The organism is Aeromonas caviae, from assembly GCF_000819785.1.
Classification (GTDB): domain Bacteria; phylum Pseudomonadota; class Gammaproteobacteria; order Enterobacterales; family Aeromonadaceae; genus Aeromonas; species Aeromonas caviae.
The window spans coordinates 1-12,086 of the sequence record NZ_CDBK01000083.1 but is presented as its reverse complement, the minus strand read 5'-3'; the positions used below and the strand labels follow the sequence as shown (position 1 = coordinate 12,086).

Sequence of the window (12,086 nt, the reverse complement as noted above, 5' to 3'; positions counted from 1 at the left end):
CTGATGGGGGTGGAAACAGACGCCAGCCTTGCGGCAAGATGGGATTCAGCCAATCAGGAGGTCTCATGTCCATCACCATTCGCCGCGCCGGGCCGGAAGATGCCGCCGCCCTGCGGGATCTTCACGCCATGCCCCATGCCCAGGCGGGCACCCTGCAACTTCCCTTCCCCTCCCTGCAGCAGTGGGAGCAGAAGCTGACCCCGCGGGATGGCATCTACAGCCTGCTGGCGGAGTGGGAGGGGGAGGTGGCGGGCGCGCTGGTCCTGATGGTGGAGCCGGCCCCCCGTCGCCGCCACGTGGCGAGCATCGGCATGGCGGTACACGATGACTGGGCCGGGCGCGGGGTGGGCACCGCCCTGATGCAGGCTGCGCTGGATCTGGCGGACAACTGGCTCGGCTTGACGCGGGTGGAGCTGACGGTCTGGGCCGACAATCAGGCGGCCCTGGCCCTCTATCGCAAGGCGGGCTTTGTGGAGGAGGGCGTAGCCCGGGATTACGGCCTGCGTCATGGGGTGCTGGTGGATGCCCTCTACATGGCCAGGGTGCGCCGATGATCGACTATCGCGAGCGCCTGACGCCGGTGCTGCGGGCACTGGAGCAGGATCCGGATCTCTCCATCGAGGCGCTGGCGAGTCGCGCCTGCCTCTCCCTCTACCACTTCCACCGGGTGTTCACCGCCGTGGTGGGGGAGGCCCCCGGCGAGATGTGCCGCCGCCTGCGGATGCAGCGGGCGGCCTGGCAGCTCTGCTACACCGATGCCAGCGTCACCGCCATCGCGCTGGGGGCGGGGCTTGGCAGCTCCCAGGCTTTCGCCAAGGCGTTTCGCCGTCATTATGGTTGTACCCCGGGGGCGTTTCGCCGCGACAAGGGCAAGAACGGACACCTGGATCGCAAGGAAGGACACGCATGGCAAGGGGCACTCCCTTATGCTGAAGGCCACTCATCAGCAAGGAGCAACACCATGAACACCGTCGAGATGGACGCCCGCACCCTGGCCTATATCCGCGTGACCGGCCCCTATGGCGAAGGGTATGACGCCGTCTGCCATCGCCTTCATCAGTGGGCCGCGCCCCGTGGCCTGGAAGGGGGAGAGTGGATCTTCATCTACCACGACAACCCCGAGGTGACGCCGCCGGCCCAGTGCCGCACCGACATCGGCATCAGCGTACCGGTGGGCACCCTGGGGGCGGGGGAGGTGGAAATTCAGCTCATCCCCGCCGGGCGCTACGCCCAGTCCCGCTATCTCATCACGGATCGCAGCCAGTACGGGGAGCGCTGGCAGGAGCACATCGGCGATATCGTCGCGGCTGGGCTCGCCTTTGGGGACGGCCCCTGCTTCGAGCTCTATCACAGCGTGAGCAATGACCCCCTGCGCGATGACGTGAGCTTCTGCTCCAGCGTGCGCTAGGCAGGCGGCAATATAACGAGGCGCCCAAGGGCGCCTCGTTTAATTTGGGGTCAATGACCACCGCAGATATCAGGACTGGCTGGGCACCTTGTTGCGGCGGGACTTCCACCACCAGCGCAGGCGGATCTGGGAGATGAGCATCCCCGCCAGCATCAGGGCGCAGCCGACCACGGCCCGTTCGTCCAGATGTTCCCCCAGCAGCAAGACACCGCCGATGGCGGCGAACACCGTCTCCAGGCTGAGGATGATGGCGGCGTGGGCCGGATGGGCACCGCGCTGCCCCACCACCTGCAGGGTATAGCCGATGCCGACCGAGACCAGACCGGCGTAGAGCAGCGCCTGCCAGCCCGCCACGGCACCACTCGCCGTCGGGGTCTCGATGACGAAGGCCGTGGCCAGGCTGAGCAGGCCGCACACCACGAACTGCACCCCGGCAAGACGAATGGGGGCGACCCGGTTCGAGTAGTGATCCAGCACCAGCAGGTGCACGGCCCAGAACAGGGCCCCGATCACTTGCAGCAGATCGCCGTAGCCGATGGTGAACTCCTCGGTGACGCTGAGGTAGTAGAGCCCGGCCATGGCGATAAGGGCGCCTACCCAGGTGTTGGCCCCGGTCTTGTGGCGCAGGGCCAGGCCGATGACGGGGACCAGGATGATGTAGAGGCCGGTGATGAAGCCCGCCTTGGCGGCCGTGGTGTAGAGCAGCCCCACCTGTTGCAGGGAGGCGGCGGAGAAGAGCACGGTGCCGGCGATGAGGCCCCCGGTCAGCAGCAGGCGGTGATCACCGGCAGGCTGGGGCGGCTGGCGTGACTTGAGCCACCACAAGAGCGGCAGCAGGGAGAGGGCGCCCAGCAGGAAGCGCAGGCCGTTGAAGGTGAAGGGCCCCATGTGATCCATCCCCAGACGCTGGGCGACGAAGCCCAGCCCCCAGATGGCGGCGGCCATCAATAACATCATGTTTGAACGCATACGGAATCATCCCTGAGAAAGAGTCTCGGCGGCACTCGGGCCCCGCCATTACGATACCTGCGAGAAGGGGCGTTTGTCGTCAGCCATTTGTTGCCGGGCGAGGGCAGGATCAGCGGCTGGCCAGCTTGGCGAGCAGGGGCAGCAGGGCGAGCAGCAGCAGGTTGCCCCTAAGGATCCAGATCACCCAGAACTGCTGCTGGGTGGAGACAAGGGGAGCCCGTCCCTGGCGCAAGGATCGGCGCCAGTGGTGGAACAGCCGGCTGGGGTAGCCAAAGCTGATGGCCATGGCGAAGAACATCAGCAGCTTGGTGCGGTAACCCGGATTGGCAAACAGGATGGCCGGTGGCTGGGGATGGGCGACCACCAGCAGCACGCCCGTGATGAAGATGAGCAGCAGGGCCAGGGCGGCCAGGCTGTCAGCCAGCAGCAGCTTGCGCACCTGCTCGATGGACATGCCGCGCCGGAACAGGAAATACTCCGAGGTGATGGCACCGGTCAGGGTGATCACGGCGCAGTAATGGAGGGCAGTCAGCAGTTCCGGTTTCAACATCCAGGCCAGTTCCTTCTCGTTGGCCACCCGATGCGCTTCCTTTTGGACGCCATCAGGTGGGGCTGATATTCTGACACTACACGATGTCAGGGGATAGCATGGAGTCAGGGTTGGATAAGCGAGCAGTCTCCAAAAAGACCTGGTCCCTGGTGGCACGGATGCGCCTGGGCCTGCTTCTGCTCTTCATTCCCGTCCTGATGCTGGGCGCCATCTACTACCTGCACATGGAGCGCAGCCTGCAGCGAGAGCTGCAACAGCGCCTGCTCGCCACCAATCACCAGTTGCGCCACGTCTTCATCGAGCCCTACCTGAACGAGATGGAGCGTCAGTTCTCCCTCATCTACGACCAGGTCAAGGTGGAGGACATCAGCGGCCCCCGTCTGCGCAACACCGACTCCTATCTCAGGGAGTGGCGCCTCTACAAGGGGGTGATGGCGGATCTCATCTACATCTATGTGGGCACCGCCGAGCGCCAGATGCTGATCTACCCCGAATGGCAGGCGGATGCGGACTTCGATCCCAGGGTGCGCCCCTGGTATCAGCTGGCCAGCCAGCATGTGGGCAAGATGGTCTGGACCGAACCCTACTACGACTACACCAACGGCACGCTGGTGATCGCCCTGGCGCGGGCCATCACCGACAAGGAGGGCAAGGTGCGGGGGGTCTTCGCGGTGGATGCCATCCTGGCCCCCTTCTCCGCCCAGCTGAACCGGCAGTGGAACAGCGGTTACCAGATGATCGTCAACCAGTCGGGCAAGGTGCTGGCCCACCCCGATCCCTCACAACTGCTCAAGCCCATGACCCACCCGACCTGGCTCTCCCGCTTCAGCGGGGAGGACGGCATCTTCCTGGATCAGTCGTCTCGCCAGTTCGTGGCCTACAGCCGCCTGCCTGACCACAACTGGGTGCTGATCAGCGTGTTGCCCGCCTCCAGCATCCAGGCGGTGGTGGCGAGCGCCTCCCTCAACGTGCTCGGGATCATCGTGCTGGCCAGCGTGCTCTACATGGTGCTGGCACTGATCTGGTCCCGTTATTTCAGGCGGATGCTGGACGAGATCTCCACCGTGATCCGGGCCAGCCGGACCCAGCCTGACGAGGTGCACCAGGGGGGGATGCGCGAGCTCAGGCACGTCTATGCCGAGCTGGCGGAGGTGAGCAAGGATTATCACGAGGTGCGCCAGCAGGCGAACCTCGACAAGCTGACCGGCCTTTACAACCGGCGCTTCTTCGACGAGCGGTTGAATCGGCTGCTGCTCGATCAGGACCGCTTCTGCCTGGCCATGATCGATCTGGACGGTTTCAAGCGGATCAATGACACCTATGGTCACCAGACCGGGGACGTGGTGCTCAAGCGGGTGGCCAGCTTTGGCGCCAAGCTGCTGGGGGATCATGGCTGGGTATGCCGCTATGGCGGGGAAGAGCTGGTGGTGCTGTTTGCCAATCCCGATATCCACTTCTGCCAGATGCTGCTGGAGCAGTACAGGATTGGGGTGGCCTCCCTGCACTGGCGTGAACCCGGTCTTGGGATCACCTTCAGCGGCGGCCTGGTGGCGAGTGCCCCCGGGCTTGGGGCCAGGAGCCTGTTGACCATGGTCGATGCCGAGGTCTATCGCGCCAAGGGTGACGGCAAGAATCGCATCTACATGGTGGATCCCCTGGCTCCCTGGGACGACTCGCCCTCAGGGGATGGCATGTTGAGCAAAGAAGAGGCCTGAGGGCCTCTTCTTCATTGCGCGGATCAAGGGTGCAACTGCCAGGTCCAGAGGGGCCAGCCCAGCTCCTCGGCGCACTGGCGCAGGGCGGGGGCCGGATTGACCGCATGGGGATGGCTCACCGCCCGCAGCATGGGCAGATCGTTGTGGGAGTCGCTGTAGCCGAAGCTCCCCTGCCAGAGGTGTTCCTTTCCGGCAAAGAGCTGGTTGATGCGGGCCACCTTGCCCTCGCGAAAACTCAGGGTGCCGCGGGTCTGGCCGGTCAACATGCCGGCTTCCTCGTCGAGCAGGATGGCCACGCAGTGATCCATCCCCAGCATCTGCGCCATGGGGGCCACCAGATGCTCGCCGGAGGCGGAGATGAGCACCAGCTCGTCGCCACGCTGGCGATGCCACTCGATGCGGGCCAGCCCCTCCGGGTAGAGGCGCTCCCGCAGCACCTGTTCGGCAAAGCGGGTGCAGAGGGAGTCGAGCCACTGGCGCGTCCTGCCTGCCAGCGGTTGCAGGGTGAAGGCCATGTACTGGTGCATGTCCATCTTGCCCTGATGGTAGAGGGACATCATGGCCTGCTCCTCGGCCACCATGCCCGCCGGGGCCAGCTCCTGGGCCACCATGTACTCCAGCCAGAGGCTGGCGGAATCCCCCGCTATCAGGGTCTCGTCCAGATCAAACAGTGCCAGGGCCATGGCTGCTCCTCGGGTTGGCTGCCAGCATCGGGGTACTGGCTGAAAAATGAATGGGATTCATGGCGTTATGCTACCTCACAGAGTTGATCCCGGGCCACCACCAGGGTCACGGCGCTGCCCACCGGCAGCAGATCGCCGGCACGGCGGTTGAGGCTATCCACCGTCAACAGCCCTGCCTCGCACTCCACCTGATAGCGGATGACGTTGCCGAGCAGCTGCTGCTGGCGAACGATGCCGGGCAGGCTGGGCTCGTGGCTGACCGCCCCGGCGGGCAGCAGGGTGATGGACTCCGGCCGCAGCGCCAGCTTGCCGCGAAAGCGCGGGCCGAACAGGGATTTGGCCTGCTCGCCACCCAGCAGGTTGTAGTTGCCGATAAAGCCCGCCACGAACTCGCTGGCGGGGCGGGTGTAGATCTGCTCCGGTGTGCCGCTCTGGACGATGGACCCCTTGTTCATCAGGAAGATCCGATCCGACAGGGTCAGCGCCTCCTCCTGATCGTGGGTCACGAAGATGGTGGTGAGCTCGAGGCGCTGCTGGATCGCGCGGATCTGCTGGCGCAGGCTGCGGCGGATGCGGGCATCCAGCGCCGATAGCGGCTCATCCAGCAAGAGGATCCGGGGTTGCACCACCAGGGCGCGGGCCAGGGCCACTCGCTGGCGCTGGCCGCCGGAGAGCTCGCTCGGATAGCGGCGCTCGAAGCCGGTCAGCTCCACCAGCGCCAGCGCCTCCTGTACGCTGGCGGCGAGATCCCGCCCCGGCTGGGGCTTCATCTTGAGGCCGAAGGCGACGTTGTCCCACACCGTCATGTTGGGGAAGAGCGCATAACTCTGGAACACCATGCCGATGCCCCGCTTCTGGGGCTCCTGCCAGGTAATGTCCTCACCGGCCACCCGCACCTGACCGCCATCCACCGGGGTGAGCCCGGCCAGCGCCCGCAGCAGGGTGGATTTGCCGCAGCCGGAGGGGCCGAGCAGGGTCACCAGCTCCCCCTTGCGGATACCGAATTCAATCCCCTCGAACACCTTGGTGTCGCCGTAGGATTTGTGCAGTTGATTCACTTCTAGATGGAACATGTTGATTCACCGATGAAATCTGTTGGCTGCCCAGGTGAGCAGCAGGGTCAGCAGGAAGTAGCTCATCACCAGTGCGCTGGTGAAGTGGCCCGAGGTGGCACGCATGTTGTAGAGGTAGACCTGCAGGGTCTCGTAACGGGTGCCCACCAGCATGTTGGCAAACACGAACTCTCCGAGCAGGAAGGAGAGGGAGAGAAACAGCGCCGCCAGCAGTCCCTTGCGCAGGCAGGGGATCACCACCAGCAGGAAGGCGCGGGCACTGCTCGCCCCCAACAGGTGGGCGGCATCCATCAGATCTTTCAGCGGCACCCCTTGCAGGCTGTTGGCCAGCGCCCGGTACATGAAGGGGAGCACCACGGTGAACCAGGTCCCGATCAGGATCCACGGCGTGCCGATAATCGGCAGCACGCCGTCGGCGTAGATCTGCAGCAAGCCCACCGAGGAGACCACGGGTGGCACCGCGAAGGGGAGCAGGATCAAGAGGTTCATCCAGGGATCCAGCCTGGGGAAGTAGTAGGCCACCACCAGCACGGTGGGCACCAGCACCAGGGTCCCAAGCAGCAGGGTGGCGAAACAGACCAGGAGGCTGCGGCCAAAGGCCGCCAGAAAGCGCGGGTCGCCCCAGAGTTTGAGATACCAGTCGAGGGTAAAGCCGTCCGGCAGCAGGGTCGCCCCCCAGCGGGTGGAGATGGAGTAGAGAAAGGTAGCCAGCAGCGGGAGCAACAGGGTGGCGACCAGCGCCCCCAGCACCCATCTGGGCCAGCGCGGCGTCAAATCATGCATGGGATTGTCCCTTGTTCACATAGCTCTTTTTCAGCAGCCACTGGTTGGCGGCTGTCACCACCCCCAGCAGTACCATCAGGATCACCGCCAGCGCCGCCGCGAGATTCGGCTCGAGGAAGATGTCGCCGGAGACCAGACTGGCCACCCGGATGGTCACCAGGTTGAAGTTGCCGGTGGTGAGAGCGTAGGCAGAGGCATAGGCTCCCACTGCGTTGGCAAACAGGATGATCAGGGTGCCGAGCAAGGCGGGCGTCAGCACCGGCAGCGCCACGTGCCACACATACTGCCCCCTGCTCGCGCCGAGCAGGGCGGCGGCCTGGGGCCACTCATCCTGCAGGGCGTCGAACGCCGGGTAGAGCAGCAGCAGGGCAAGCGGGATCTGGAAGTAGGTGTAAATCAGGATAAGGCCGCTGCCCGAATAGAGGTTGAAGCCGTCGATGAGGCCCCAGGATTTGAGCAACAGGGTAACGGCGCCATTGATGCCGAGCACGATGATGAAGGCGAACGCCAGCGGCACGCCGCTGAAGTTGCCGGTCATGGTGACGAAGGCCAGCAGCACCCGCTTGACCCGCTCGCCGCTGTGGCGCAGGGCCGCGGCCCCGAGGGTGCCGATGGCGAGCCCCGCCAGGCTGGCGATGCCGGCGATGCGCAAGGAGTTGCCGAAGGATTGCAGATAGAAGGGGGAGCTCAAAATCTCCCGGTAATGGTCGAGACCCCAGCCATCGGTTGTCTGGACGCTGCCCACCAGTACCCACACCATGGGGGCGAGCTGAAACAGGATCATCAAGAGGACAAAGGGCAGCAGCACCAGGGCCGGCAGCCAGTGGCGGCGCACCCGGCGTGGCTTCACCTGTTGATCCGCGAGGATCTCGGTGGTGGCAGGCATCATCAGTGCACCTCGCGCATAAAGGCCGCCTTGAGCAGCGGGGGGGCTGCCGGCTTGTCGTGGGGAACCCCCAGCAGATCCGCCATCAGGGCGCAGAGCTGGGTCTGGGCGATCACTACCCCATCCGGCCAGCGCTCGACGAAGGCATCGCCAAAGAGCCAGAGCGGCACAGTGCGCTCCTCGGCCAGGGTGCCGCCATGGCTGAGATCGTTGTTCATGCCGTGATCCGAGGTGATCACCACCTGATACCCCTCCGCCAGCCACTGGGGCAGCAGGTCGGCCAGCAGGCTGTCCATGCGGCGCGCCTGATTGCGGTACTGGCGGGAATCGAGACCGAACTGGTGGCCCGCATCGTCCACCCCCATGGGGTGGATCAGCAGAAAATCGGGGTCGTACTGGCTGCGCAGCCACTCGCCGTCCATCAGCAGGTGGCTGTCGGGGTAGGCGTCATCCCAGTAGAAGCAGCCGTGCTGGATGGGCAGTTGCTCGTCATGGGTGAAGCGATCGCGGGCCGCCAGCCAGGGGCTCTGGTTATAAAGCTCGCTCACCCAGTGGTAGGCCGCCGCTGCGGTGCGTTTACCCGCGGCCCGGGCCAGATGGAAGATGGAGTCGTGTTGGCTCAGGCGCGTCACCCCGTTGTGGGTGATGCCGCTCGCCACCGGCGGCAGGCCGGTCAGGATGCACTCGTAGAGAGGGCGGGAGAGGGAGGGCAGGGCGGCACTCAGGGTCGTATGCAGGCCGCGCTCTGCCTCCACCATGCCACAGAGGTAGCCCATGCAATGGGCTACCTCTGCTGCCAGGCCATCCACAAGTACCACTATCACCTTGTGTTGCACTGGCCACTCCTTACTGCATGTTGATCATGACGGTTTCCTGCCACTGGCGCGGCAGGGCCTTGGAGCTCTGCTCCCAGGCGGCGTGATCCTGCACCGGCTTGGCGTTGGCATACTGCTCGGCCGGCAGCAGCTTGGCCTTGACGTCATCCGGCAGGGTCACGTTGCTGCGAATGGGGCGGGCGTAGCCACGGGCCAGGTTGATTTGACCTGCATCGGAGAGGATGTATTCCCGCGCCAACTTGGCGGCGTTGGGGTTCTTGGCCCACTTGTTGATGATGGTGGTGTAGCCGGCGATGACGGAGCCGTCGCTCGGGATCACCACATCAAACTTCTTGGGGTCGATCTGGTCGCGGTAGTTGAGGGCGTTGAAGTCCCACAGCACTCCCACTTCCACTTCGCCTTTCTCGATGTTGGCGATGGTCGGGTCGTTCAGCGACAGGCGGCCCTGCTTGGCCAGCTTGCCGAACAGATCCAGGGCGGGTTTCAGATTCTTCTCGCTGCCGCCGGTGGCATAGGCCGCCGCCAGCACGCCGTTGTTGGCCTGGGAGGCGACGCCCACGTCACCCAGGGTCACCTTGTAGTCGCCACCCAGCAGGGATTGCCAGCTGGTGGGGGCGGCCTTGACCAGATCCTTGTTGATCAGGAAGGCGATGGTGCCGGTATAGGCCAGCATCCAGTGGCCGTCCGCATCCTTCGCCCAGTTGGGAATGTCGGCCCAGGTGGAGGGCTTGTAGGGCTGGGTGACCCCCTGCTTGACCGCGACCGGGCCGAAGGCGCCGCCCACGTCGCCGATGTCGGCGGTGGCATTGGCCTTCTCGGCGGCGAACTTGGCGATCTCCTGGGCGGAGCTCATGTCGGTATCCTGATGCTTGATGCCGTAGATGCTGCCGAGCTGCTGCCAGGTATCCTTCCAGTTGGCCCAGCTGTCCGGCATGCCGACGCTCTGGAGCTGGCCCTCACCGCGGGCGGCTTTTTCGAGATCCGCGATGTTCTCGGCGGCAAACAGTGGTTGACTGATGGCCACCAGGGCCAGTGCACTTGCGATCACGCTTTTCATCATCCCATCCCTCTGGACTAGGTCAGTTAAGGTTCGAGAGGGATGCTAGAGGGGAAATATGACGGTGGCGGGGCGCTTTGATGGCAGTTTCGTGACAATCGCCCTGTCATGGCGCTGTCATCAGGGGCGGTTACAACTCGGGGTCGACAACCTCTGGTCTACTCCAGTGGTGTGCAAACCCGAATGACCGACAGGGATGTGACAGTGACAGAGCGATTGAGTGAACAGGGGATGACTGATGGCCGCATACCCTCCAAGTGCGAACAGATTTGCCGGACCCTGCGCCGCTATATCGGCAGCGGACACCTGGCGGCGGGGCAGCAGCTGCCCGCCGAACGGGCCCTGAGCGAGCGATTCGCCACCACCCGCATCACCATCAAGGAGGCACTCTCCAGCCTCGAGGCGGACGGCCTCATCTACCGGGCCGAGCGGCGCGGCTGGTTCGTGGCGCCGCCTCGCCTCACCTACGATCCTGCCATCCACACCCACTTTCACCAGTGGATTGGCGAGCAGCAGCGCACCGCCGAGACCCGGGTGCTGGCTCATGGCAACCAGCTTGCCAGCAGCGAGTTGTGCCGCTGGATGGGTCTGGAACCCTTTACGCCGCTCTACGAGATCCGCCGCCAGCGGCTGATCGACGGTCGCCCGGTGCTCCACGTCAGCCATCACCTGCTGGCGAGCCGTTTCCCCGGCATCGCCAGCGCTCCTCTGGCCAGCTCCCTCACCGAGCTTTACCGGCAGCGTTATGGCATAGGCCAGGGCTGGGCGAGCCTCGAGATCACCCCCTCGGCGGCCCGGGGAGAGATAGCCCGCGCCCTCAACCTGGCCCAGGGGAGCGCCGTGCTGCGCTTGGTGCGGGTCAATCATGACGAGGAAGGGAAGCTGGTGGATTGCGACATCGAGCACTGGCGACCGGACGCCATCCGCATCTGCCTGGATACCCGGGCACTGCAACCGCTCGCCACCGGCGCGCGGCAGGTGCAACTGGCAGAGTAGCGGCGTTCTGGCACTGACATGGCGGATCCCGCAGGATCCACCGGGATCAGTTGTCGATGTTGGGAATCAGATCGTCGAAGCTCTGGTAGCCGCAGTCGGCCAGTTGCAGCGACATGGTGTAGGTCTTGCTGCCCTCCCGCTGGCCGATGGCGGGGCGGTTGAGCTTGAGCTCCTGATGCCAGTACTCCTTCATGCGATCGATCAGCGCCATGGCCTCGCTCTCCCCCAGATGGAGCTGGCACAGCGCCATGTAGTTGTTGGGCCTGTGCATGTTCTCCACCAGATAGTCCCCCAGCACCGACATGGCCTGGCGCGCCTGCTGGCGGGCGAAGCGGCTGTGCTGCTCGAAGCTGATGCGCTCGCTGATGAGGAAGTGGTAGCTGTTGTCGATGCCAAGCTGCAGGATGCCGAGCTTCTCCAGCTTGCGCAGATAGAGGTAGCAGGAGGCATCGGTCAGGCCGTACTCCCGCTTGAGATCGATGAGAGTCTTGTCGCGCCAGAAGATGTTGGCGAGAAAGGCATAGAGCCCCGGCTCCTTGTGAAACGCCTCATCCTGCTCCTGGGTAAAGACGGCCCGGCGGCTCTGGGCATCCTGGGTCCGGTCCAGCAGCTCTTCGAAGGAGAGTCCCACCAGATGGCAGATCTCCAGCAGGGTGTCGAACGGCAGGGAGGGCTTGTTCATCATGCGCTTCACGGTGGCGATGGAAACTCCCATGGCTTCTGCCAGGGTCTGATAGCGGATCCCCTTGTCGGTCAGGGTTTTCTTCAGGGTGTCGAGGATGTGATTGGCCAGTGTCTGGCTGTAGGTCATGCAACTATTCCTTTATCTGCATTTTTAGTCGTGTCAGAAATTGAGTGGTTTGTCTGTATCGGGCTCAAATTTTGACACCTAGAAAAACCAGAGGAGGGTAACCCGGTGATAATGGCGGAAATGGCCTGACCAGTTGTGGTGCAAGGTGGCAGAAAGTGACACTCGGTGGTGCATATCCTTCAACCTTTCAACATTTTGCTGGTGATGCATATTACATCGCACATAATTCAACACGAATCGGATTCAATACCTTCCTGGTTGAGAAAACGATTGTTTGCTTCCAATTTAAGGGTTTTTTTAAGGCTATGTCCCAATTACG

13 protein-coding genes are annotated in these 12,086 nt (G+C 64.1%); 4 read left to right on the top strand and 9 right to left on the bottom strand.

All coding sequences use genetic code 11. The features are described 5' to 3' along the window. The first annotated feature begins 65 nt into the window (after positions 1-65). Both BN1120_RS13485 and BN1120_RS13480 read left to right on the top strand, forming a co-directional pair. Positions 66-554 carry a GNAT family N-acetyltransferase gene (locus tag BN1120_RS13485; RefSeq protein WP_010675925.1) on the top strand — a complete coding sequence of 163 codons (489 nt, stop codon included), beginning with the start codon at positions 66-68 and terminating at the stop codon, positions 552-554. After that, positions 551-1,408, top strand: coding sequence for an AraC family transcriptional regulator (locus BN1120_RS13480; RefSeq protein WP_042016487.1), 858 nt, complete (start codon positions 551-553; stop codon positions 1,406-1,408). The genes BN1120_RS13485 and BN1120_RS13480 overlap by 4 nt, the downstream gene beginning before the upstream one ends. Positions 1,409-1,477: 69 nt before the next feature. Here the strand turns inward: BN1120_RS13480 and BN1120_RS13475 are convergent, their stop codons facing one another. Together BN1120_RS13475 and BN1120_RS13470 are read right to left on the bottom strand one after the other, a co-directional pair. Then, positions 1,478-2,377 carry a DMT family transporter gene (locus BN1120_RS13475; protein WP_041214059.1) on the bottom strand — a complete coding sequence of 300 codons (900 nt, stop codon included), beginning with the start codon at positions 2,375-2,377 and terminating at the stop codon, positions 1,478-1,480. A gap of 109 nt (positions 2,378-2,486) precedes the next feature. Continuing rightward, the gene (locus tag BN1120_RS13470; protein ID WP_029314852.1) at positions 2,487-2,927 is read right to left on the bottom strand and encodes a DUF2214 family protein; all 441 of its coding nucleotides are present in this window, start codon (positions 2,925-2,927) and stop codon (positions 2,487-2,489) included. Positions 2,928-3,037: 110 nt separating this feature from the next. Between BN1120_RS13470 and BN1120_RS13465 the strand changes: the two genes are divergently transcribed. After that, positions 3,038-4,642, top strand: coding sequence for a sensor domain-containing diguanylate cyclase (locus tag BN1120_RS13465; protein WP_042016486.1), 1,605 nt, complete (start codon positions 3,038-3,040; stop codon positions 4,640-4,642). 23 nt (positions 4,643-4,665) lie between these two features. Here BN1120_RS13465 and BN1120_RS13460 read toward each other — a convergent pair whose 3' ends face one another. From BN1120_RS13460 to BN1120_RS13435, 6 genes are all read right to left on the bottom strand, one after another. Further along, a complete protein-coding gene (locus tag BN1120_RS13460) occupies positions 4,666-5,325 on the bottom strand; it encodes an HAD family hydrolase (protein WP_041214057.1) in 660 nt (219 codons plus the stop codon). Positions 5,326-5,390: 65 nt separating this feature from the next. Continuing rightward, positions 5,391-6,398, bottom strand: coding sequence for an ABC transporter ATP-binding protein (locus BN1120_RS13455; protein WP_042016485.1), 1,008 nt, complete (start codon positions 6,396-6,398; stop codon positions 5,391-5,393). Positions 6,399-6,404: 6 nt separating this feature from the next. Next, positions 6,405-7,181 (bottom strand): ABC transporter permease, encoded by a 777-nt coding sequence (locus BN1120_RS13450; RefSeq protein ID WP_039040132.1) that lies wholly within the window; start codon positions 7,179-7,181, stop codon positions 6,405-6,407. Then, positions 7,174-8,070, bottom strand: coding sequence for an ABC transporter permease (locus tag BN1120_RS13445; protein ID WP_042016484.1), 897 nt, complete (start codon positions 8,068-8,070; stop codon positions 7,174-7,176). Before BN1120_RS13445 ends, BN1120_RS13450 begins: the two co-directional genes overlap by 8 nt. Continuing rightward, positions 8,070-8,903: an alkaline phosphatase family protein gene (locus tag BN1120_RS13440; RefSeq protein ID WP_042016483.1), complete on the bottom strand. Its 834-nt coding sequence runs from the start codon at positions 8,901-8,903 to the stop codon at positions 8,070-8,072. Before BN1120_RS13440 ends, BN1120_RS13445 begins: the two co-directional genes overlap by 1 nt. A 10-nt stretch (positions 8,904-8,913) precedes the next feature. Beyond that, complete coding sequence (locus tag BN1120_RS13435) at positions 8,914-9,960, bottom strand: ABC transporter substrate-binding protein (protein ID WP_010675915.1); 1,047 nt, start codon at positions 9,958-9,960, stop codon at positions 8,914-8,916. 183 nt (positions 9,961-10,143) lie between these two features. Here BN1120_RS13435 and BN1120_RS13430 point away from each other — a divergent pair, with 183 nt between their 5' ends. Then, positions 10,144-10,956, top strand: a complete 813-nt coding sequence (locus BN1120_RS13430) for a UTRA domain-containing protein (RefSeq protein ID WP_042016482.1) — start codon at positions 10,144-10,146, stop codon at positions 10,954-10,956. A gap of 46 nt (positions 10,957-11,002) precedes the next feature. Here BN1120_RS13430 and BN1120_RS13425 read toward each other — a convergent pair whose 3' ends face one another. Beyond that, on the bottom strand, positions 11,003-11,767 hold the full coding sequence (locus BN1120_RS13425) for a helix-turn-helix domain-containing protein (protein ID WP_010675913.1): 765 nt from the start codon (positions 11,765-11,767) through the stop codon (positions 11,003-11,005). Positions 11,768-12,086: the final 319 nt, after the last annotated feature.